Origin of the sequence: Enterococcus sp. C76 (assembly GCF_040886985.1) — a bacterium.
Lineage (GTDB): Bacteria > Bacillota > Bacilli > Lactobacillales > Enterococcaceae > Enterococcus_B > Enterococcus_B lactis.
This window is the reverse complement of the sequence record NZ_JBFOEY010000002.1, coordinates 383,183-406,045: the sequence shown is the minus strand read 5'-3', so window position 1 is coordinate 406,045 and position 22,863 is coordinate 383,183. Positions and strand designations below refer to the sequence as shown.

The window sequence follows — 22,863 nt, the reverse complement described above, 5'->3', positions numbered from 1 at the left end:
TTATATTTATTTTATCATCAATTTTTGTTTATGTTGGCGGCTGGGCAAACTTTTTTGAGATAATCATCGCTTTACTTGAAAGTCGTACAGATATTCTTGCTTTCTCCATAGTGAAGGTTCTACACGTCGCTTTTCCGTAAGAGACAAGCTACTTAGGTCGAGTTCCCAGATGATTAGATTATTATTATGATCATGGGTAGCAATCGCTACGTGTTCATCATCAATCACGGAGACAATAAATACCCCACTAAGATCCATGTTTGTCGGGAGTTTTTTAGTAGTTTCTGCAGTCTCAAGATCAATAAAGTAGATCGTGCCGTTACTTGAAAAGTAAACAAGCTGATCTTTATAAATAAAACTTCCTTTTGAAAAACTGAATCCTATATCTTCCAGTATTATTTCTCGGTCTGTTTCTTTAAATGTATACGATGAATCTTTCAGCGAATAGCTAAATAATCCAGCTCGCCGATTATTAGCAAAATCAAAAGCCACTCCGTATAAGTGGTTTTCATGAACATTTAGCCGATAACCTATCAGATATTCACTCCCTTCTATATTGGGGAACGAACCAAGGTTCTCACTGATAAGCGTATCTTCAGAAAGATAGAGTCTATCAACAAATAATTTTCCTATTTCTTCGTCACGTAAAATATAGAGAGACTGCTCATCGTTTCCAGTCGAAAAAATATGCCCGTTGATAATCGTATAGTCATTATTAAAATAAAGATTGTTTTGATAAAGGATGTCATCGGTATCTGGATAGCCATGATTGAACAAAGTAACCAGCTTCCCGTCCAATATGACGCTGTCTATTCCTGTATGTTCTTTTGTTTGGCGCTTTTCCTTTTCGATTTTTCCTGAATGAGGTGTATAAACAAAGTCATGCGTTCGATCAGATAAAAAGACTTTTTGATCATGTTGTACGAAAGTGCCTAGTTCCAGTCCTTCTGTTTTTAAAATCACTTGATCCTTCTTTCCGATACCAACAAATCTGCCAGATGTTACAAACTTGTCCATTGTATTCGAAAAATAGAGATAATAATCATAATCACCTGTCAGTTCTTTTCTTGCATCAGTACATCCCGATATCCCTAACAATAAAAGGAACCCCAAGCTAAGAAATAGGTATTTATATTTCATGACATCTCCTTATTAACGGTCATATTCTAAAAAAACATTCCCATATTATTCCACCTATTACCGATTTTTTCATTCTCTAACACTCCTTTTATTTTTTTATATTTCAACAATTACAGTGTATTCTAACTAGCAATCAAATGTAAGACACAAATCATTGCGCCATATATTCAATTCCTAAATTTTCCGTTATAGTTAATATGGGAGAGAATACTTAAATGAAAGGAGCGAGGGATGGAGATCCATCAGTGGTTGCGTGAGAAGAGAAGGGAAAAAGGGTATACTCAAAAATGGGTGTCACTTCAGTTACATATTACAAGACAAGGTTTGTCCAATTGGGAAAATGGCCGGTCATATCCAAGTTATGAGATGCTCTATAAATTGATTTGTTTGTATGGATGCTCAGCTAAAGAGATTTCAGAACTGTTTACAAGAGAAAGAGAAACAAAGAACTAGGATACACCATTTCTTTTTTTAGATCCCAATCGTTATAGACTCTTTTCAATTACAAATGTTTCTAATATAGTTGATATTGAGGGAAATGGATGCGGTTTAACAACGAGGAGGATGCTTGGATGGTATTTGCTCGATGGCTGACAAAAAAAAGAAAAGACCGAAGTTATACACAAGATTTCGTTGCACGACAATTAGGTATCACAAGACAAACACTTTCCAAATGGGAAACAGGTCTATCGCGTCCCAGTTACGAGATGTTACAAAAAATTTTTCGTTTTTACGACTGTTCGCAAAAAGAAGTAGCTGAATTATTTAAGACAATCGGAAACGGTAAGATGTGAATGTGGGAAGAATAATTGGTAGATCGTATGTAATAATAAAACTTATTTCCGAAGAAGCACCTTTTGGAACACTATTCATTCGGAAAAAGTGATTGTGACACGACTTTTGCCATAGCCTCGTTTTAGCAGGTTGACTTTCTTTTTAACATTTGATACCATTCAAAATACAAATCGTAATTATTTCGATTTGTATTCTTTAACATGACTACAATCAAAGAAGAAAGTGGGTCGTCTATATGGAAAAAACAGATATCTCAAGTGCGTATCGCCGTTTGAAAAGCCCAAATATCAAAACACGAAAACGTGCGTTGAAAATCATCAAAGATGTGAAACGAAATAGTGGAAAAAGGTAAGAAGAAGGAAACTTAATAAAAAAATAGCCGAAAAACGTTGTTAAAAAACGTTTTTCGGCTATTTTCAATTATTTTTGTTTATTCCCACTCAATAGCCTATTAGGAAGTAAGAAAATTCAACACTGATTTGTTGGGATTTTTAACGGTATAGCTAGCGTGATTAGATTTGAATTGAATTAAACTGTGACCAAAAGTGTGACCATAAACGTCTCTTTTTTGGATATATTATTCTATTCATGCGAATAACCTTGATTAAATGCGGGTGTTTATACTCCATTTTATTTTAGGTTGACACACTTGAGCTTTAAGAATATACTCTAAACGAATTGAATATTTCTTCGGGGCAGGGTGTAATTCCCGACCGACGGTGACGAGTTTACTCGAAGTCCGTGACCCACATTTTTGTGGTTGAGCCAGTGAAAATCTGGCACCGACAGTTAAAGTCTGGATGGGAGAAGAAAAGTTGACTGAAGGTCGGTTTTATTTATTAAAATCGATTTACCTTTAGGTTTGTTTAGTTATGCCCTGTGATTAAATTCGCAGGGCTTTTTTTTGTTGAAAGGGGGAATTTATATGCACCAGTCTTTCATGCTAGCTGCGATTGCAGAAGCAAAAAAAGGAAAGGGAAATACCTTTACCAATCCATTAGTTGGAGCAGCAATTGTAAAAGAAGGAAAGCTAATCTCACTAGGTGCCCATTTACATTATGGCGAGTCCCACGCTGAAGTAAATGCTATTCAAAATTGTAGTTCCCCCGAAGAACTGTTTAATTCAACTTTATATGTTACTTTAGAACCTTGTAACCACCAAGGAAAACAGCCACCTTGTACGCAAGCCATTGTTCAGTCTGGTATCACAACAGTAGTCATAGGTCAGCTTGATCCGAATCCTTTAGTGGCAGGAAAAGGCAGAGAATTTCTACAAAAGCATGGAATCAAAGTAATTGTAGGTGTGGAAGAAGAGAAATGTAGAGCACTGAATCCTTTTTATAACCACTTTTTTGAAATGGATCGTCCCTATATCACACTAAAACAAGCCGTTACACTAGATGGGAAGATTTCTATAAAGAAAGGTTCTCGGCACTCAATAACAAGCCCAAAGGCCATTTCAAGAGTACGGAAAGAGCGAGGAGAATACCAAGGAATCGTGGTGGGGAGCGAAACTGTTCTAGTTGATAACCCTCATTTGTTGCCTGATGCTGAAAATATTTTCCCGCCAGTGCGCATCGTTTTGGATCGTAGAGGGCGGATTCTTAAAAGTCCTGAACTCAATCTTTTTCAAAAGACAACAAGTCCGGTTTGGATATTTACGGAAAATCATGAGCTAAAGGAAATATTCCCCCATGTAACAATTTTTTATACACCTAAGTTTTCTTTTGCCTTCTTTATTGAGACCATGAGAAAGAAAGGTGTTCAGTCGTTGTACGTAGAAGGAGGAGCGAAAATCCATGATGCTTTTTTAGCAGAAAGTCTCTGGGACGAAGTCATCAGTTATATTGCGCCCAAACTTTTTGGGGGAACAAGTCCGATGTCCTTTCATAGTGAACGTTTAGTCTCTAAAGACCAGCAATTAGAATTTTTGGAAGTTGAACAGCTTGGAGAAGACATTCGAGTGAGGGGGAAACGAAAGCAATGTTCACAGGATTAATCGCCGAACAAGGAATAGTCAAAGAAATTAGACGAAACCAGCAAATGATCCAACTCACTTTTCAGGCTTCCAACAGTATACTAAGTGATTACAACATTGGTGATAGTATGGCAGTCAATGGGGTATGTTTAACTGCTATTGAGGTTTCAAGTACATTTTTTAAAGCTGAAATAATGCCTGAAACTTTTCAACGGACCACTTTTTCCACCGTAAAAGTGGGCGATAGAGTCAATTTAGAACGAGCAGTTTTGATGATGCAACGTTTTGAAGGACATTTTGTTGCGGGACATATTGATACTGTTACAAGGTTGATTAAGAAAGTAGAGAATCAAAATGCATTAGTTTTGACGTTTGCTTATCCAACCAAATATGCAGGTGAAATCATTCCACAAGGATCAATTGCAATTAATGGAGTAAGTTTAACAGTGACGGAAACAACAACAGCAAGCTTTTCAGTTAGTCTGATTCCACATTCCAAATCCTTGACAAATCTGGGAAATTTAAGTGTAGGACATTTTGTGAATATAGAAACGGATATGGTTGGAAAATATGTAAAGGCACAGAGAAATAAATTTGAAATGTATAAGGAGAAGGACTTACTATGAGTAATATTACTGAAGCAATAAAGACCCTGAAAAAGGGTGGGCTAATCATTGTAGCTGATGATGAAGATAGAGAATCAGAAGGAGATCTGGTTGGTTTAGCCGAATATGTGACACCTGAGGCGGTCAATTTTATGACAAAGTTTGGTCGAGGATTAATCTGTGCGCCACTATCTAAGAGCATTGCGCAACGCTTGTCTTTAGGAGAAATGACAGCTCATAATACGGATGCGTTTGGTACAGCTTTTACGATTAGTGTGGATCATAAACATACGAAGACTGGTATTTCCGCATTTGATCGAGCAACTTCCATTCAAGCATTGGCTGATCCTCATTCGAAATCAAATGATTTTCTTAGACCAGGACATATTTTCCCTTTGATTAGTGTAGAGGGCGGAACGCTTGTACGTCGAGGACACACTGAAGCTGCGATTGATTTAGCGAAATTAGCTAATAGCGTAGAGGCTGCTTATATTTGCGAGATCCTAAAAGAGGATGGAACGATGGCAAGGATGAAAGACCTGACCCGTTTATCTGAAAAATGGCAGTTACCCTTAATTACTATTGATGAGTTGGTAAAATTTTTAGAAGAAAGTAGTCATATAACAGTAAACTTACCGACAGATTATGGTGATTTCAAATTGACGATTTATGAAGATGGAGAAAAGCGGGAGCATTTATTGTTAACAAAAGGAGATATTCAAAATAGTCAATCTCCTACATTAGTCCGAGTTCATTCAGAATGTTTAACCGGTGATGTCTTCGGGTCTCATCGTTGCGATTGTGGTGAACAGTTACATGAAGCGATGAGAATGATTGAGAAAGAGGGGACTGGGGCTATTCTTTATCTTCGTCAAGAAGGTCGTGGGATCGGATTGAGGAATAAGCTAAAAGCTTATCAATTACAAGAACAAGGACTTGATACTTATGAAGCAAATATTGAATTGGGGTTTGCTCCGGATGAACGAGATTATCACTTTGCAGCAGATATTTTAAAATCAATTGGTGCAACGTCCATTCGATTACTTACAAACAATCCCGATAAAGTAACAGAGCTACAACAGGATGGAATTACGATTGTCGATAGGGTACCCATTGAAACCGTTCCACAAAAGGAAAACCAAGCCTATTTAAAAACAAAAAGAGATAAGTTCCACCATTACTTATCAGTATAAAAATAAAGGAGCAAGAAAATGACAATTTATGAAGGAAATTATTCTCCAAGGGATCTTCGAATAGGAATTGTAGTCGCGCGATTTAATGAATTTATCAATCAAAAATTATTGCAAGGAGCATTGGATAATTTAAAAAGACACGGCGTTAAAGAAGAACAAATTGATATATATTGGGTACCAGGAGCCTTTGAAATTCCTTTTATTACCAAAAAACTCAGCAAAAAGGATAGTTATGATGGGTTGATTACGTTGGGGACAGTGATCAGAGGCGCAACTACTCATTATGAATTAGTTTCCAATGAGGTAGCAAAAGGAGTCGCACATATTAACCTAGAATCCGATATTCCCGTGATGTTCGGTGTATTAACCACAGAATCCATTGAGCAAGCAATTGAAAGAGCAGGGACGAAAGCAGGGAATAAAGGTAGTGAAGCTGCTCAAGGGTTAATTGAAATGATCTCTCTTTCACAACAAATTTGAAAATTCCTAATTTTTAGAGTATGACGAGTTTACTGCGAAAATATAAACCTTCAGTTTACTGAATACAACAAACGCAGTTATTAATATCAAAAGTGCCTGTCAAGGATTATCCTGACAGGTATTTTTGATAAGTAAAATGGTCACGTATGTAATTATAATTTCTGTAATATTTTGCCATTAAAAAGAAAAGTAAAAAAACAATGAAATTTAATACAAAAATTGATTTGTAAAATGATTTTCTTATGCGAATATACCTAGTGAATCTGGACTTTTTGTAAAAAATTTTTTATGAAATATATAAATAATACTTGTTTAGAGTTATTATAATTATATATTGTGAAACAAATTATTTATTAGGAGTAGTGCTTATGCTTAAAAGTTTTTTACAAAAAGTTACACATAAGAAATAAGAAATAAATTCAAAAGAAGTTTTATCTAAAAAGTATCGTGAAGTAAAAGGGTTATCTTTTGTACAAAGTGATGATGAAACCATAGTGATAGATTTTTTAAATAATATGGATAAAGAGTTTTCCGTAGGTAAAACTGGTTGGAGACAGCAGGGAGATTATTTTGAACAATTTTTAGCAGCTGTTTTTCGATTAGCTAATTATGAAGTTGAAGTAACAAAAAAAGAATATCAAAAAGATAGATATGTATATACAGGAGACAACAATATAGATTTAATTATAAAAAAAGATGATGAATGTATTGCAGTACAAGCAAAACATTACCGTTTAAATACTAAAGCGCCGAAAATTATTACAGTAGACTATATCAAACATTATTCTGGAATTTCAGATAAAGGTTGGACAAATAAACTATTTATCACTACTTCCTTATTTAATCCATATGTATACATGGAAATAGAAAAGAATGAAAAGGCACAAAATATTGAATGGTATGATAGATATGGATTGTTACAGCTATTGAATAACTTGATCCCAAAAACTATGGAAAAATATATTTTTTTAAAAAGTTTACCTGAAAAAGTTGTCAAATGTCCAAAATGTGAATCTGGCTTTATTGTAGATAAATGGAGTGAGAGCAACCATAGTTATTTTAGAGCTTGTACTATGTATCCTGAATGTAAGAATACAGAAAAGTCGTTTAGTTAGTAAGGTATTAAAATAAGCATTATGTTAATAGAATATACTAAAAAATTCTTTGTTATTTCTGTATCTATAATTGTTTATTAAGCTTCGAGCATAATCGGGATGGCAATTTTTATTAAAAATTAAATACTCTGTTAATCGGTTGAATAAGGCTGATTTACTCATGAAAAAATATTTTGCTACTTCTTCAAAAGAAGAGAATCGATAGAGCGCATATTTTAAAGCTGAGTCATTTGCCATTAAGATACTAGCTCCAACATTAGCGCGATATTCTTTAGGCAAGTCTTCTGATAAATAACCATTTTCTGAAATCATATCAGAAAATGTATGTCCTTCTCTCACATAAGGAATATCTTTATAAAGATGAACAATTTCATGCATTTCAGTGAAATTTCTTCTTTCACACATGTAAGAAACATATATGGGATTTTTCAGATGTCATTAGACCAAGCAGTGGTTTTGGGACTACTTGAAAAAATCCTGCAAAAGTTATTGGAAATGTGAAGAAAAAGAAAACTACAGTTGATTTTTGGACAAAAGAAGAATTTGAAAAAGTTATTTCAACTTTTTATATTGATGATTTGTACCAACATTGTGGTTTTATTTGTATTTGGTTACTTTTTATGACCGGTATGCGTTTGGGAGAAGCCACTGCATTAAGTTGGAAAGATATTGATTTTGAAAATAAAAACTTGCGTGTGAATAAACCACTCTATTATAAGAATGCCAAAACCTATGAGTTTGTAGAACCCAAAACAGCTTCTAGTATTCGTACAATCGAACAAGACGACGATACAATTACCTTTTTAAAAGATTGGAAGGAGCGTCAAGATTCAATAGGAGGCATGTCGTTTGTACTTTCTTATAATGGAATACCTACTTCTTATGGTCATTTGTATCCAAATTCATTGAGAGAGATAGCGAATGATTTGACTGGATCTATCCAAACTAATTTTTCTAAAAGCAATCTGACACCTGAAACTAAGAATCAGTTTACAGCAAAAGAAACAAAATGATATATAATAATATGCTATACTGTTTTTGTTTTAGTTAAAAACCATAATAAGAGAGGCATATTTTGATAAGTATTTTTCTTTTCATTTTTTTAGATTCACTTTAAAAAAAATATCTATTTTGTATTCTTTTCTTCAATTTTTAAAATAAATAGGATATAATGACTTCAAATATAAGTAGATTGGAGTTGTACAAATGGAAAATGAAGTTCTCAATGCAGAAGAAGCACAATTAGTTGTTGATGGGTTATTACTTGGTTATAAAGAATATCTAGATATTCGTAAAGAGATGAAAGAAAAATTGAAAGTTTCCGCTGGTTTTGCTTTTACAAAAGGTAACTTTATTGATGACGGTGTTGCTAGAAAAACTTTTAATTTTGCAAAAAATAAACGCGAAAAAGCAGGCGAAAGTTGGGAATATTTAGAGTTTTCCTTTGGTGGAGAAAAACCTTCTCTTTTTATCGTAAAAAACGACTATAGATTACAGCAAACTTTCTCAAAAGAAAAAAAGAAAAAGGTAAGTCAATATTTGTCTGATTATGCTAAGATTAATAAACCTATCCTTAATTCAGTTCGTAAAGGTCAAAAGAAAGTGCCTAATACCTCAATTCAATTAGAACTTCCATTGGAAGAACCAATGATTTCAGAACAAGAGTTATCAAAATATGAAAATTTTTATATAGTGGTTTATAAAACTAATACGGCAAAAGTGATAGAATCAGTTTTACTTGTTTTACCTGATGATGAAACAAAAGAATTACATGTAGTTCAAAATTTAACACCTTATCTACAAACTACGTCTATAATTATAGAAGATGAAGAATATTCTGCTGTAGTTGGTGAAAAAGAAGAAATTGGTGATCTTTATGATTATGATTATACAATTCCAAAAGAGGAAGAAGAAATCTCCAATTAGCTTTCCCAGTGCAGTGTATTAAGAAAGGAAGAGCACAATGTTTTATGGGAAAAATCTGCAAATAATTAGGATGTTGCATGGTCTTTCACGTAAAGAACTTGGAGAAAAACTACGCGTGTCTGAACAATCTATATGGCAATTTGAAAAGCAAATGATAGAACCGTCATTTGAAAATATCTTACAAATGAAAGAAATTTTACAAGTGAAATCTTCTTTTTTCTTTGAAGAAATTATTATTGAAAAGACTTTTTTTGAAAATAATGTTGCATATAGAAAAGCAGATATTTCTTCAAGAAAAAAAACTAATAGCGAGGTAGTTTATTTAAATGTTGCTTCGAAAGTAATTAGTTATTTAGAAAGTTTTTTAAATGTGCCACCTAATAAGTTATTAGATCTTAGACAAAAAATTTCTAAAATGTTATTTGATGAAATAACAAATGAAAAAATAGAAGAGATTGCTACTCTTTCTAGAAAGTTTTTAGATATTCAACCTGATAATGGTAATCTATTATTATCGTTAGAAAAGGCAGGAATTTATGTTTTAGAGAAGAATGTTGGTGGGAAGGCAGATGCTTATAGTGCATGGTCAACACAAGATGTTCCGATCATTGTATTAGGTATAAAAAAATCAGCAGTGAGAAGAAATTTTGATTTGGCTCATGAATTAGGACATTTGTTACTACACCCATATGTTGACTTTTCTCTGTTAGATAAAAATGAACGTCAACAAGTAGAAAGAGAAGCAGATTATTTTGCTTCGTGCTTTTTATTGCCTTCACATATTATTCAAGAAGATTTAGAAAAAATAAAAAAGATTTCAAATCCAGATAGTTATATCTCTTTAAAGGCAAAATATAATGTATCAATTCAAGCACTTGAAATGAGAGCTTACAAATTAGGGTTTCTTACACCAAAACAACATAGTTATTTTTATCGACAAATTGCTATAAAAAATTACAAATTAGAAGAACCTTTAGATAGGGAGATTGTATTTAAACGTCCCGGAAAAATCCGTAGTATTTTTAACTTGGTTCTAACGAATAAGTTAACTGATTTATCAAGCATTGAAAATAATTTTAGGGTTAACAGGAGCTTATTAGAAGAAATGTTTTCAATTGAACCTGATTTCTTCGTTCCCTTTACAAAGGAAGAAAACTTTACAGATTTAAATAATGTTTTAAAACTTAACTTTGGTTCTGTATAGTTTACAAGTTTTATCAAAGTAAATATTTGATTTGAGAAACTAAGAATCAATTTACGACAGATAAAAAAAGGAATAATGAACACAAGTGTGACCAAACTGTGACCACACCAAAAGAAAACCGCTAGAAAACCTATAATATAGGCATTTCTAGCGGTTTATTTATTATTCCCACTCCACTGTTGCTGGTGGTTTAGAAGTGATGTCATACACGATGCGGTTGACATGGGCTACTTCGTTTACGATACGTACAGAGATTTTTTGCAAGACTTCCCATGGGATACGGGCAAAGTCAGCTGTCATTCCGTCGATTGAAGTCACCGCACGGATACCGACTGTGTAGTCGTAAGTACGTCCGTCACCCATAACACCGACAGAGCGGATTCCTGGAAGAACAGTGAAATATTGCCAGATATCACGGTCAAGTCCAGCAGCTGCGATTTCTTCGCGCAAGATAGCATCAGATTCGCGTACGATTTCTAGCTTGTCTTCAGTGATTTCGCCAAGAACACGAATACCAAGACCAGGGCCAGGGAATGGCTGACGCCAAACGATTGAATCAGGCATGCCTAATTGAGTACCTAATTCACGGACTTCGTCTTTGAATAGTGTGTTTAATGGTTCGATCAATTCAAATTGCATATCTTCTGGCAGTCCACCTACATTATGGTGAGATTTGATCGTTTGTGCTGTTTCTGTACCAGATTCGATAACGTCAGTATACAACGTTCCTTGTGCTAAGAAAGAGACGCCTTCTTCACCAGCAAGTTTTGTTGCTTCGTCATCAAAAACATATACGAATTCATTCCCAATGATTTTACGTTTTTGTTCTGGGTCAGATACACCTTTCAACTTGTCTAAGAAGCGATCTCTTGCATCGACTTTGATGATGTTCAAGCCGAATTTTCCGCCTAGACTTTCCATTACTTGTTCCGCTTCGCCTTTGCGTAGCAGACCATGGTCAACGAAGATAGATGTCAATTGGTTACCAATCGCTTTTTGTAAAAGAACCCCAACGACACTAGAATCAACGCCGCCTGAGAGACCAAGCAAGACTTTTTTGTCACCAACTTGTTCACGGATTTTTTCTACTTGCATATCAATAAAGTTATCCATTGTCCAGTTACCTTCACAGTGGCAAACATCAAAGGCAAAGTGGCGCAACAATTCGATTCCGTATTCGGAATGACGTACTTCTGCATGGAATTGGATACCATAAAAATTACGTGTTGTGTCTTGGATAGAAGCAATCGGACAATCTTTGCTTGTTCCGACTGTTTCAAAGCCTTCAGGAACTTTAGTTACCAAGTCACCATGGCTCATCCATACTGTTTGTTGTTTTGGTGTTTCTTTAAACAAGACAGCTTGATCGCTTGTTACTTCTAACAAGGCTTTCCCATATTCGCGGTTTTTAGCAGGCTCTACGGAACCGCCAAGTTTGTATGTGATCAATTGCATACCATAGCAAATCCCTAATACAGGAATACCTAAATTGAAGATCTCAGGATCGATCCCAAATGCATTCTCATCATATACACTGTTTGGTCCGCCAGAAAGAATGATTCCCTTTGGATTCATCGCTTTTACTTCTTCTGCAGTAATGCGGTGGCTCAATAATTCGGAAAAGACTCCAAGATCACGAATACGTCTTGTGATCAATTGGTTATACTGACTACCGTAGTCTAATACGATAATCTTTTCAACGTTCGTCATATCGGCAACGTTTGTCAAATTTATTACCCCTATCCCTTTAAATTTTATCTCAAAATAGTCAAACTATTTTAAAATGCTAATATTTTCGCATGAAAATCGAATCGATAATATGATTTTCAGTTTTATGGAGAATTATATCGGCTCTTCCTCGTGTAGGCAAGATATATTCCTGTAAATTTTTCAAATTCACATTTTTCCATACATCTTTTGCCATTTTAAAGGCTTCTTCACGATCTCCGATAGCAAAACGATAATAATAATTCTCTGGATTTTGGAAAGCCGTATCCAGTAACGCGCCAAAACGATCCAAATACCATTTTTCGATCAGCACGGGATCGGCATCGACATAGACAGAAAAATCAAAAAAGTCGCTGACGTAGATTTGCTGATTCGCAGGTAATTGAAGCGTATTGATCCCCTCAACGATCAAGATATCAGGTTGCTGGATCAGCTCGTACTTATCTGGAATGATATCATATACATCATGTGAGTAAACAGGTACTTTTATCTCTTCCTGACCAGATTTTACACGATTCAAGAAGTCGATCAGCATCTCCATATCATAACTTTCAGGAAATCCTTTGCGATCCATGATTCCACGCTCTTTTAATATACGATTTGGATAAAGAAATCCATCAGTCGTGATCAGCTGAACATTTCTTCGTTTGAAGGTACGAGACAAAATCGTCTGCAGCAGTCTGGCTGTGGTACTTTTTCCAACGGCTACGCTTCCGGCAATCCCGATGATAAAAGGCGGTACTTCTACATATTTATGAAGAAATAAACCTTTACTCAAGAACAAAGATTCGAATTCTTTCATATATAGATATATCAGATGAGCAAGAGGTACGTAGATATCTCGAACATCCTGCATGGAAATGCGGTCATTCAAACTTTTGATATTATCTAGTTCATCTTGTGTCAAAGGTGCTTGCCCATTACGATAAAATTCTCGCCATTCTTCTCTTGCCACACGGTAGTAGTTCATTGGATCATTCATATTAGCCTCCTGCGTTCTCCCATCAATGGAACTATTTTAACACAAAATAAACACAAACCCCACCACTTAAGAGAGATTGCCAATCTTTTTGTACAATCTTTATAATAGAAAGAAAAGGAGTTTTATTCTTGACTTGCGTACGGATACATAAAAGGATAGACTGTTGACATGAAAGAAACGAGAAGGATGGAAGACATGACAAATCATTACTATTCTGAACGCCCAGATACGGCGCACGATTTTGAACAATGGGCTTTTGAGTTAAAAGGCAGAACCTTTCAATTTGTAACTGATTCTGGTGTATTTTCACGTGAAACAGTGGATTATGGTTCACGTGTCCTGATTGATGCTTTTGATTGGGAAGAGTTACCTGATGAAGGAAAGATCTTAGATGTGGGATGCGGGTATGGACCGATTGGGCTAGCTTTGGCATTTGCGACACAACGGTTTGTTGAAATGGTCGACATTAATGAGCGAGCAGTGAGTCTAGCGCAAGGAAACGCAAAGCGTAACCAAATCGAACAAGTGGACATCCATCAATCAAATATCTATGAAGTACTTCATGAAGAAACCTATGCAGCTATTGTCAGCAATCCGCCAATCCGTGCTGGAAAAAAAGTCGTACATGAAATCTTGACAGGCGCATATCCTCGGTTGAAGCAGGGCGGTACACTGACAATTGTGATCCAGAAGAAACAAGGAGCGCCGAGTGCGCAAAAGAAGATGGAAGAAACATTTGGCAATGCAGAAATCGTCACAAAAGATAAAGGATATTATATCATCAAAAGTGTGAAAGAATAACTAGCTGAAAAATAATAGAGCGACGAAAAAGTGGAACTGGGCGTGCATGTAAGGGTACGTATCAGTTCTTTTTTTGTTGAGAAGTTTTTAAAAACAAAGAACTATTTTTTTCTTCAAAAAGAAATAGTAGGAACAGAGTCGTTGTTTTTTACGATAAAATAAATAAGATACAGAACTTGTATAGAACGCTGCCAAGTTGGTAGATAAAGGAGATTTTTATCAAAAAACATACTTTCTTTTTTTCTCTATTCTTTTCTTGGGGGTTTTGGTACACTGATAGGGAATTTAGATAGAAGGGAGCCACTAGGGTGAAGCTGACCATCAGAGATATTGCAGAAATGGCAGGGGTATCAGTAACAACTGTCTCACAGATTTTGAATAACAAAGGAAGCCGATTTAGTGATAAGACAAGAAAAAAAGTGTTGTCGATCGTGAATGAACATCATTATAAACCCGATTATTTCGCTTCAAATGTGATCAATCGACATTCAAAGACCATCGGAATGATCGTCCCTGATGTCACTGATTTCTTCTTCTCCAAACTGATCGAAGGTGTAGAGAGCTATTTGAATCCTTTGGGCTATGTGATCATGTTATGCAATTCTCGTCATAGCCAAGAAAATGAGATCAAGTATTTACAAGAGCTTTCCCACCGCTCAGTGGATGGGATCTTGCTGGCAACACCAAATATTTTACCTGAGAAATACGCATTAGACAGCGGATTTTATCAAAAAATGCCGATTATTTTAATCGATCGCGGATTGAATCGTCGGGATAACGGACGGCTTATCGTAAAGGAATATGAGGGCGCCTATCAAGCCGTTTCACTATTTATTGAAAGCGGCCATACGAAGATCGGCATGCTGAAGGAAACCACTGGATACTATCAATTAGAAGAACGTTTCAACGGATATCGTCATGCGCTGAAAGATCATGGCCTGCCTTTTAATGGGAAATTTGTTGAACATGGAGAGTTGACTGTCCAAGGTGGCTATACTGCATCAAAAAAATTACTCAAACATAAAGATATCACGGCTATTTTTTGCGGGAATGATGCCATGGCGATCGGCTGCTATCAGGCGATAGATGAATTGGGCAAAAAAATCCCAGAAGATATCTCTGTCATAGGATTCGATGGATTAAAACTGTCAGAATACATGATTCCGCAATTGACGACAGTGCAGCAACCAAGTTTTGATATTGGATTTTATGCTGCACGTTTCCTGATCGATACGATCGAATTTCCTCAAAGAAAAGTTCCGAACAAAGTATTCGAAACAAAATTAATTATTCGTGAGAGCGTAAAAGTATTGACAAAGGGCTAACTCGGCGGTATATTGCTTATGTAAGCATTTACAAAGGCGAGTTAGTGCTTTTTTTATTTTTAGTAAACCAGTTTACTAAAGTGGTTTACCTTTCCTAAAAATAATGTATAATACCGAATGAAGACAAGGAGGATCAGGCAATGCGAATGGTGGATCTGATTGAAAAAAAGAGGGATGGAAACGAGCTGTCGAAAGAGGAAATCGAGTACATCGTCACAAACTATACGAATGGAAAGATTCCAGATTATCAAGTCAGTGCATTATTGATGGCAATTTTTTATCAAGACATGACAAATGAAGAAATCACGAACTTAACATTGGCGATTGCTAATTCTGGTGATGTCATCGATTTGAGTTCTCTTGAAGGAATAAAGGTAGATAAGCATTCGACAGGTGGCGTTGGTGACACGACCACATTGATTTTAGCCCCCCTAGTAGCTAGTGTCGGAGTGACAGTGGCTAAAATGTCTGGACGCGGTCTAGGTTACACAGGTGGCACATTAGACAAGCTAGAAGCAATTCCCGGATTTCAGATCGAGCTTTCGGATGAAGCATTCGTGCGCATTGTTAATGAAAGCAAAGTAGCAGTAATCGGTCAATCAGGAAACTTGGCACCGGCGGACAAAAAATTGTACGCTTTGCGTGACGTCACAGCGACCGTTGATTCTCTTCCGCTGATTGCCAGTTCGATTATGAGTAAAAAGATCGCGGCAGGAGCAGATGCAATCGTTTTGGATGTGACCACTGGAGACGGTGCTTTCATGAAGAATATCGAAGATGCAAGACGTCTGGCAAAAACCATGACAAGCATTGGCAAACTAGCGAACCGAGAAACAGTGGCGGTAATCTCGGATATGTCAGAACCTCTTGGCGAAGCAATCGGAAATAGTCTAGAAGTTGTCGAGGCAATCGAAACATTACAAGGAAATGGTCCAGAAGATCTAGTAGAAATGTGCTACGCCTTAGGAAGCCAAATGGTTGTCCTTGCTGGCAAAGCTAAAACAATCGATGAAGCAAGAACGTTGCTTCAAGAAGCTCTGGAATCAGGTAAAGCGTTAGCAAAATTCAAAGAAATGATCCAAAATCAAGGGGGAGACCCAACGATCGTGGAACAACCAGAACGAATTTTGACTGCACAGTACACAATGGAGCTTCCTGCTAAACAAAGCGGAGTCGTGTCAAAAATCGTGGCAAACGAATTAGGAATTGCTGCAATGATGCTAGGTGCTGGGCGTAAAACCAAAGAAGACGATATTGATCACGCCGTTGGATTGAAACTGCATAAAAAAATCGGGGACACTGTGACAAAGGGCGAGTCATTATTGACAATCTATAGTAATGATAAAGAAATCTCTTCGGTTGTTGAATTATTATATAAAAATATTGAAATTGGCGAGTCAGCAATGAAGCCAACATTGATTCATGACATTATCACAGAATAAAAGGAAAAAAGAGGATTTTACCGTTTGAAAGAAAAGGGGAAAAGAAATGGAACTAAACCGAATGATCGACCATACTATTTTGAAAGCAGACGCATCTAAAGAAGCTGTGATGCAAATTATCGAAGAAGCGAAAAAATATCATTTTTACTCTGTCTGCATCAATCCAGCATGGGTTGCGCTAGCAAAAGAACAATTACAAGGCGAACCAGTAGCCGTATGTACAGTGATCGGGTTTCCTTTAGGAGCAAACACATCCGAGACAAAAGCATTTGAAACGACAGATGCCATCAATAACGGTGCAGATGAAGTCGATATGGTCATCAATATCGGTGCGTTGAAATCAAAAGATGATCAAAAAGTTCAAAAAGATATCGAAGCAGTTGTTGAAGCAGCAAAAGATCGTGCACTTGTCAAAGTGATCATCGAAACATCTTTATTAGATAGAGAAGAAATCATCCGAGCATGCGAATTAGCAAAAGCTGCAGGCGCTGATTTTGTCAAAACATCAACTGGTTTCTCAACGGGTGGTGCAAAGGTAGAGGATGTCCGCTTGATGCGTGAAACGGTAGGACCAGAAATGGGCGTCAAAGCTTCTGGCGGTATCCATAACGAAGAAGAAGCAATGGCAATGATCGAAGCAGGTGCTACAAGAATCGGAACAAGCGCAGGAGTAGCAATCGTATCTGGTTCAACTGGCGAAGGCTATTAATTTTCAAAGGAGAAACTCATGGCAGAACTCAAACAAGAATGGATCAACACAGCTATTGAAGCGTTAGATAAAGCATACGTTCCTTATTCCCATTTTCCGGTAGGTGCTTGTCTCGTAACAGAATCAGGCAAGATTTATCAAGGTATCAACATCGAGAATGCATCATTTGGATTAACGAATTGTGCCGAGCGCACAGCTTTCTTCAAAGCCGTATCAGAAGGAGAAAGATCGTTTACCCATTTAGTCGTAGCAGGGCACACCCCTGATCCTATTTCTCCATGTGGTGCATGTCGGCAAGTAATGGCAGAGTTCTGTGCTCCTGATATGCCGGTTACGCTAGTGGGAGACAATGGTGTGACGAAGGCAACGACCGTTCGAGAACTACTGCCTTATGCATTTACTGAAAAAGATCTATAACTCATGTTCATTCAGTCAGCTGACTGTTGAAAAATAAAACAATTATTTTAGGAGGCTTTACAGAAATGAAAAAAGCAAAATTATTTGGTTTAGGTGCTGTCGCACTAGCAGCAGGGTTATTTTTAGGTGCATGCGGCAACAACGGCTCTACTGATTCATCCGGTGGCAAAAGCTCATCAGACACAACAACTGCAGCATTGATCACAGATACAGGTGGGGTAGACGACCGTTCATTCAACCAGTCAGCTTGGGAAGGATTACAAAAATGGGGGAAAGATCAAGGTCTTTCACGAGGCAATGATGGCTTCCAATACTTCCAATCTTCAAACGAATCAGATTATATCCCAAATATCGACCAAGCATTGAATGCTGGATTCAAAACGATTTTTGGTATTGGTTATAAACTAAAACCAGCGATCCAAGAACAAGCAACAAACAATACAGGTACGAACTTCGTTATCATCGATGATGTGATTGACGGATTAGATAACGTTGTATCTGCAACATTCAAAGACAACGAAGCTTCTTATCTTGCAGGGATTGCAGCAGCTTACACGACTGAAACAAACGTAGTCGGCTTTATCGGCGGTGTAAAAGGTGAAGTAATCGATCGTTTTGATGCTGGATTCAAAGCCGGTGTTGATGCAGGTGCGAAAGAACTAGGAAAAGAAATCAAAGTATTGAACCAATATGCTGGTGACTTCTCTGCTCCAGATAAAGGACGTTCAATTGCTCAAGGTATGTATGCACAAAATGCAGATATCATCTTCCATGCTTCAGGTGGTACAGGTAACGGTGTATTCCAAGAAGCAAAATCATTGAACGAATCAGGCGACAAAAAAGTTTGGGTTATCGGTGTTGACCGCGACCAATCAGACGAAGGCGAATACACATTGAACGGCGAAAAGAAAAACTTCACATTGACATCTACACTGAAAGCAGTTGGAACAGTAGTAGAAGATTTGGCACAAAAATCAGCTGACGGTAAATTCCCTGGTGGTGAACACACTGTTTATGGATTGAAAGAAGACGGTGTTGGTCTAACAGAAGGACAACTTTCTGATGAAGCGAAAAAAGCAGTGGATGAAGCAAAAGAAAAAATCATTTCAGGTGACGTAAAAGTTCCAGAAACTCCTGAAGAAAACTAAAACCATTTCTATAGCCTTGTTAGACACATGTTTGACAAGGCTATGGTTTGATTAGAACAAGAATTGTTCATTTATCTAAGCTGCCTTGAGACAGTTTGGATAAGGGAACAACTCCCTGAAGTAATGTTTGTTTCAAAAGAAGAACGCTCACTAAGCGTGAATCTTAGTCAATCGTTGCCCTAGATAGAAATCGTTAGGATGTGAAAAAAAGGTGGTTCAAGAAAATATTGTCATAGAAATGCAGAATATTACCAAAGAATTTGGAACATTCAAGGCAAATGACAACATCAATTTACAAGTAAAGGCAGGAGAGATTCATGCGTTGCTTGGAGAAAACGGTGCTGGCAAATCTACATTGATGAACGTGCTTTCCGGATTATTAGAGCCGACATCAGGGAAAATTTTGATGCGTGGGAAAGAAGTACAGATCACAAGCCCGACAAAAGCCAATCAATTAGGGATTGGGATGGTCCATCAGCACTTTATGCTTGTTGATGCCTTTACTGTAACAGAAAACATCGTGTTGGGAAGCGAACCTAGTCGTGCAGGGATGCTTGACCATAAAAAAGCGCGAAAAGAGATCCAAAAAGTTTCTGAACAATATGGATTATCAGTCAACCCGGATGCTTATGTTCGTGATATTTCAGTTGGGATGGAACAACGGGTAGAAATTTTAAAAACACTTTACCGAGGAGCAGATGTACTGATTTTTGATGAGCCGACAGCTGTATTGACCCCTCAGGAAATTGATGAATTAATCGTGATCATGAAGGAATTAGTCAAAGAAGGCAAGTCAATCATTTTGATTACGCATAAGTTAGATGAAATCAAAGCAGTAGCTGACCGTTGTACAGTTATCCGCCGTGGAAAAGGAATCGGTACAGTCAACGTTAAAGACGTTACCTCACAGCAATTAGCTGATATGATGGTCGGAAGAACGGTTTCATTCAAAACGATGAAAAAAGAAGCGAAGCCTCAAGAAGTCGTTTTGTCTATTGAAAATCTAGTGGTGAAAGAAAATCGTGGATTAGAAGCCGTGAAAAACCTGAACTTAGAGGTTCGTGCTGGCGAAGTACTTGGTATCGCCGGAATCGATGGAAACGGGCAGTCGGAGTTGATCCAAGCTTTGACTGGTTTGCGAAAGGCAGAAAGCGGACATATCAAGCTAAAAGGGGAAGACATCACCAATAAAAAACCTCGAAAGATCACTGAACATGGTGTAGGACATGTGCCAGAAGACCGTCATAAATACGGGTTGGTCCTAGATATGACATTGTCTGAAAACATTGCACTGCAAACGTATCATCAAAAACCTTACAGTAAAAACGGTATGCTGAATTATTCAGTGATAAATGAACATGCCAGAGAATTGATCGAAGAATATGATGTTCGAACAACGAATGAACTTGTTCCTGCAAAAGCTTTATCAGGCGGAAATCAGCAAAAAGCAATCATCGCTCGGGAAGTCGACCGAGATCCTGATCTGTTGATCGTTGCAAATCCAACTCGTGGGCTGGATGTAGGTGCAATCGAATTTATTCATAAACGTCTGATCGAACAAAGGGACAAATACAAAGCAGTGTTATTGATTAGTTTCGAACTAGAAGAAATTTTAAATGTTTCGGATCGTATTGCTGTTATCCATGAAGGAGAAATCGTCGGGATCGTTGATCCGAAAGAAACATCTGAAAATGAATTAGGTCTATTGATGGCGGGCTATACCTTAGAAGAAGCACGAAAAGAGTTAGAAAAGGGGGCTGGCGCACATGAATGATCGCAGCGAGAAATTCCGTAATTTATTAGTGCCTGTACTTTCAGTTGTTTTAGGATTGATCTTAGGCGCGATATTGATGGCTGCTTTCGGTTTTCAGCCCATCCAAGGTTATTCTTCTATGTTAGATGCAGCTCTTGGTTCGCAAAGAGGAATCGGTGAAACATTAAGGCAAGCAACGCCGTTGATTTTTACAGCATTAGGGTTTTCTGTAGCTAACTCAGCTGGGTTCTTCAATATCGGGCTTTCTGGACAAGCGCTTTGCGGATGGATCGTCAGTGTCTGGGTGGCACTTGCTTTTCCAGATCTTCCAAAAGTTGTTTTGCTTCCATTGTGCGTGATCCTAGGTGCCTTAGCAGGTGCGATGGCAGCGGCTGTTCCTGGGTTGCTACGAGCATTCTTTGGAACAAGTGAAGTGATCGTAACGATCATGATGAACTATATCTTATTATACGTAAGCACATTTGCTTTACATGAAGTGATGCCTGAAAGCTACCGATCAAGTTTGGACTCTTCCAATATGATCAGTCAAAATGCATCGTTGCGGTTACCTTGGTTGACACAAGCTTTTGGCGGCTCTCGCGTAAACTCAGGTTTGTTTTTAGCAATCATCGCGCTTATTTTCGTTTGGCTATTGATGAAGAAAACGACTTTAGGATTTGAGATCCGTTCCGTTGGTTTGAATCCTTTTGCTTCTGAGTATGCAGGGATGAGCAGTAAACGTACGATCGTTTTGTCGATGGTCATTTCTGGCGCTTTGGCAGGGCTTGGCGGTGTGGTTGAAGGATTAGGAACGTATCAAAACTTCTTCGTTCAAACGACCTCGCTATCTATTGGATTTGACGGAATGGCTGTCTCCTTACTTGGATCTGGATCAGCAATCGGTATTCTTTTATCAGCGATTTTGTTCAGTATTTTGAAGATCGGCGGACTTGGCATGCAGACAGGAGCTGGTGTTCCGTTTGAGATCGTCAATGTATCGATTGCTCTGATTATCTTCTTTGTTGGGATCAATTTCTTGATTCGTTTCGTCATGGCTAAGTTCTTCCAAGGAAAAAAACAAGAAGAAATCGTTGCGACAATCGAAGCGAAGCCAACGAATCAAAACCATGAAGGAGGCGAACTATAATGTCGACTATCGAATTAATTGCCTTGATTCTTACTTCAACACTGGTTTATTCAACACCGTTAATTCTAACATCACTAGGCGGAACGTTTTCTGAACGCAGCGGGATCGTAAACGTAGGGTTAGAGGGAATCATGGTCATGGGTGCTTTTAGTTCCATCGTTTTCAACTTGACGATGAGCCCCTCACTTGGTTCCATGACGCCATGGATCGCTATTTTAGTGGGTGGCGTCGTAGGTATCCTATTTTCTTTGATCCACGCAGTAGCAACAGTCAGCTTGCGTGCTGACCATATCATCAGCGGTACAGTGATCAATCTGATGGCACCAGCTTTAGGTGTTTTCTTGATCAAAGCATGGTATGGGAAAGGTCAAACAGATAACATCACGCAGAATCTGGGATATTTCTCTTTCCCAGGTTTAGCAGATATTCCGGTCATTGGACCAATTTTCTTCAAAAATACATTCTTGCCTGCTTATTGTGCAATTTTGATTGCTGTCATTGCTTGGGTGATCATCTTCAAGACGAAATTCGGCTTACGCCTCCGTTCAGTTGGTGAAAACCCTCAAGCTGCCGATACATTAGGTATCAATGTATATGCTATGCGTTATTCAGGCGTGCTGATTTCAGGCTTGTTAGGCGGTATGGGCGGTGCTGTTTTTGCTCAGTCGATTTCCGGTAACTTTTCAGCTGGGACGATCGTCGGACAAGGGTTCATCTCCATGGCTGCTATGATCTTTGGTAAATGGAATCCTTTAGGCGCAATGGGTGCCTCACTGTTCTTTGGTTTTGCACAAAGCTTGAGTATCATCGGTGCACAATTACCAGTTATTTCTTCGATTCCACCAGTATTGCTGCAAATTGCTCCATATTTGCTGACAATCATTGTGTTGGTTGTTTTCTTAGGGAAAGCTTCTGGACCAAAAGCAAACGGGAAGAACTATGTCAAATCAAAATAATCTTTTAGCGAATAAAAAG

General features: G+C 37.5%; 24 protein-coding genes and 1 riboswitch. Of the genes, 20 read left to right on the top strand and 4 right to left on the bottom strand.

What is annotated here, in order from left to right; all coding sequences use genetic code 11:
• Positions 1-63: 63 nt before the first annotated feature.
• Positions 64-1,140 carry a hypothetical protein gene (locus AB3I00_RS04435; protein WP_368024808.1) on the bottom strand — a complete coding sequence of 359 codons (1,077 nt, stop codon included), beginning with the start codon at positions 1,138-1,140 and terminating at the stop codon, positions 64-66.
• A 231-nt stretch (positions 1,141-1,371) separates the two neighbouring features.
• Here AB3I00_RS04435 and AB3I00_RS04430 point away from each other — a divergent pair, with 231 nt between their 5' ends.
• The 8 genes from AB3I00_RS04430 (at position 1,372) to AB3I00_RS04395 (ending at position 7,306) form a co-directional block, all read left to right on the top strand.
• Positions 1,372-1,593, top strand: coding sequence for a helix-turn-helix domain-containing protein (locus AB3I00_RS04430; protein ID WP_002309857.1), 222 nt, complete (start codon positions 1,372-1,374; stop codon positions 1,591-1,593).
• A gap of 89 nt (positions 1,594-1,682) precedes the next feature.
• A complete protein-coding gene (locus AB3I00_RS04425) occupies positions 1,683-1,934 on the top strand; it encodes a helix-turn-helix domain-containing protein (RefSeq protein WP_002309856.1) in 252 nt (83 codons plus the stop codon).
• Positions 1,935-2,170: 236 nt separating this feature from the next.
• On the top strand, positions 2,171-2,287 hold the full coding sequence (locus AB3I00_RS04420) for a putative metal homeostasis protein (RefSeq protein WP_002288644.1): 117 nt from the start codon (positions 2,171-2,173) through the stop codon (positions 2,285-2,287).
• A gap of 330 nt (positions 2,288-2,617) precedes the next feature.
• Positions 2,618-2,751: riboswitch (FMN riboswitch) on the top strand.
• 109 nt (positions 2,752-2,860) lie between these two features.
• Positions 2,861-3,934 carry a bifunctional diaminohydroxyphosphoribosylaminopyrimidine deaminase/5-amino-6-(5-phosphoribosylamino)uracil reductase RibD gene (gene ribD / locus AB3I00_RS04415; RefSeq protein WP_070703996.1) on the top strand — a complete coding sequence of 358 codons (1,074 nt, stop codon included), beginning with the start codon at positions 2,861-2,863 and terminating at the stop codon, positions 3,932-3,934.
• Complete coding sequence (locus AB3I00_RS04410; RefSeq protein WP_002315492.1) at positions 3,919-4,539, top strand: riboflavin synthase; 621 nt, start codon at positions 3,919-3,921, stop codon at positions 4,537-4,539. The genes ribD and AB3I00_RS04410 overlap by 16 nt, the downstream gene beginning before the upstream one ends.
• The gene (locus tag AB3I00_RS04405) at positions 4,536-5,711 is read left to right on the top strand and encodes a bifunctional 3,4-dihydroxy-2-butanone-4-phosphate synthase/GTP cyclohydrolase II (protein WP_002315493.1); all 1,176 of its coding nucleotides are present in this window, start codon (positions 4,536-4,538) and stop codon (positions 5,709-5,711) included. The genes AB3I00_RS04410 and AB3I00_RS04405 overlap by 4 nt, the downstream gene beginning before the upstream one ends.
• 18 nt (positions 5,712-5,729) lie before the next feature.
• Positions 5,730-6,191 carry a 6,7-dimethyl-8-ribityllumazine synthase gene (gene ribE, locus AB3I00_RS04400; RefSeq protein WP_002315494.1) on the top strand — a complete coding sequence of 154 codons (462 nt, stop codon included), beginning with the start codon at positions 5,730-5,732 and terminating at the stop codon, positions 6,189-6,191.
• 494 nt (positions 6,192-6,685) lie between these two features.
• A complete protein-coding gene (locus AB3I00_RS04395; protein WP_368024807.1) occupies positions 6,686-7,306 on the top strand; it encodes a restriction endonuclease in 621 nt (206 codons plus the stop codon).
• A 24-nt stretch (positions 7,307-7,330) separates the two neighbouring features.
• Here the strand turns inward: AB3I00_RS04395 and AB3I00_RS04390 are convergent, their stop codons facing one another.
• Complete coding sequence (locus AB3I00_RS04390; RefSeq protein ID WP_033705020.1) at positions 7,331-7,684, bottom strand: hypothetical protein; 354 nt, start codon at positions 7,682-7,684, stop codon at positions 7,331-7,333.
• A gap of 119 nt (positions 7,685-7,803) precedes the next feature.
• Here AB3I00_RS04390 and AB3I00_RS04385 point away from each other — a divergent pair, with 119 nt between their 5' ends.
• The 3 genes from AB3I00_RS04385 (at position 7,804) to AB3I00_RS04375 (ending at position 10,436) form a co-directional block, all read left to right on the top strand.
• Positions 7,804-8,319, top strand: coding sequence for a site-specific integrase (locus tag AB3I00_RS04385; RefSeq protein WP_258080495.1), 516 nt, complete (start codon positions 7,804-7,806; stop codon positions 8,317-8,319).
• A gap of 193 nt (positions 8,320-8,512) precedes the next feature.
• The gene (locus tag AB3I00_RS04380) at positions 8,513-9,232 is read left to right on the top strand and encodes a hypothetical protein (RefSeq protein WP_070770282.1); all 720 of its coding nucleotides are present in this window, start codon (positions 8,513-8,515) and stop codon (positions 9,230-9,232) included.
• Positions 9,233-9,269: 37 nt separating this feature from the next.
• Positions 9,270-10,436: an ImmA/IrrE family metallo-endopeptidase gene (locus AB3I00_RS04375; protein WP_070770283.1), complete on the top strand. Its 1,167-nt coding sequence runs from the start codon at positions 9,270-9,272 to the stop codon at positions 10,434-10,436.
• A 162-nt stretch (positions 10,437-10,598) separates the two neighbouring features.
• On the opposite strand, the gene guaA is transcribed toward AB3I00_RS04375, so the two are convergent.
• Both guaA and coaA read right to left on the bottom strand, forming a co-directional pair.
• Positions 10,599-12,164, bottom strand: a complete 1,566-nt coding sequence (gene guaA, locus AB3I00_RS04370; RefSeq protein ID WP_024635746.1) for a glutamine-hydrolyzing GMP synthase — start codon at positions 12,162-12,164, stop codon at positions 10,599-10,601.
• Positions 12,165-12,222: 58 nt separating this feature from the next.
• The gene (coaA, locus tag AB3I00_RS04365; RefSeq protein WP_002288627.1) at positions 12,223-13,146 is read right to left on the bottom strand and encodes a type I pantothenate kinase; all 924 of its coding nucleotides are present in this window, start codon (positions 13,144-13,146) and stop codon (positions 12,223-12,225) included.
• A gap of 195 nt (positions 13,147-13,341) precedes the next feature.
• Here coaA and AB3I00_RS04360 point away from each other — a divergent pair, with 195 nt between their 5' ends.
• From AB3I00_RS04360 to AB3I00_RS04320, 9 genes are all read left to right on the top strand, one after another.
• Entirely contained in the window at positions 13,342-13,947 is a 606-nt protein-coding gene (locus tag AB3I00_RS04360; protein ID WP_002309852.1) for a class I SAM-dependent methyltransferase, read from the top strand.
• Between the two features lie 308 nt (positions 13,948-14,255).
• Positions 14,256-15,272: a LacI family DNA-binding transcriptional regulator gene (locus tag AB3I00_RS04355; protein ID WP_002291103.1), complete on the top strand. Its 1,017-nt coding sequence runs from the start codon at positions 14,256-14,258 to the stop codon at positions 15,270-15,272.
• A 140-nt stretch (positions 15,273-15,412) separates the two neighbouring features.
• A complete protein-coding gene (locus AB3I00_RS04350; protein ID WP_368024806.1) occupies positions 15,413-16,714 on the top strand; it encodes a pyrimidine-nucleoside phosphorylase in 1,302 nt (433 codons plus the stop codon).
• Between the two features lie 46 nt (positions 16,715-16,760).
• The gene (deoC, locus tag AB3I00_RS04345; protein WP_002291107.1) at positions 16,761-17,423 is read left to right on the top strand and encodes a deoxyribose-phosphate aldolase; all 663 of its coding nucleotides are present in this window, start codon (positions 16,761-16,763) and stop codon (positions 17,421-17,423) included.
• An 18-nt stretch (positions 17,424-17,441) separates the two neighbouring features.
• Entirely contained in the window at positions 17,442-17,840 is a 399-nt protein-coding gene (locus AB3I00_RS04340; protein WP_002291109.1) for a cytidine deaminase, read from the top strand.
• A 65-nt stretch (positions 17,841-17,905) separates the two neighbouring features.
• On the top strand, positions 17,906-18,988 hold the full coding sequence (locus tag AB3I00_RS04335) for a BMP family protein (protein WP_002291111.1): 1,083 nt from the start codon (positions 17,906-17,908) through the stop codon (positions 18,986-18,988).
• Positions 18,989-19,199: 211 nt separating this feature from the next.
• Positions 19,200-20,762 carry an ABC transporter ATP-binding protein gene (locus AB3I00_RS04330; protein ID WP_002291113.1) on the top strand — a complete coding sequence of 521 codons (1,563 nt, stop codon included), beginning with the start codon at positions 19,200-19,202 and terminating at the stop codon, positions 20,760-20,762.
• Positions 20,755-21,888: an ABC transporter permease gene (locus AB3I00_RS04325; protein ID WP_002291115.1), complete on the top strand. Its 1,134-nt coding sequence runs from the start codon at positions 20,755-20,757 to the stop codon at positions 21,886-21,888. Before AB3I00_RS04330 ends, AB3I00_RS04325 begins: the two co-directional genes overlap by 8 nt.
• Positions 21,888-22,844: an ABC transporter permease gene (locus AB3I00_RS04320; protein ID WP_368024805.1), complete on the top strand. Its 957-nt coding sequence runs from the start codon at positions 21,888-21,890 to the stop codon at positions 22,842-22,844. The genes AB3I00_RS04325 and AB3I00_RS04320 overlap by 1 nt, the downstream gene beginning before the upstream one ends.
• Positions 22,845-22,863: the final 19 nt, after the last annotated feature.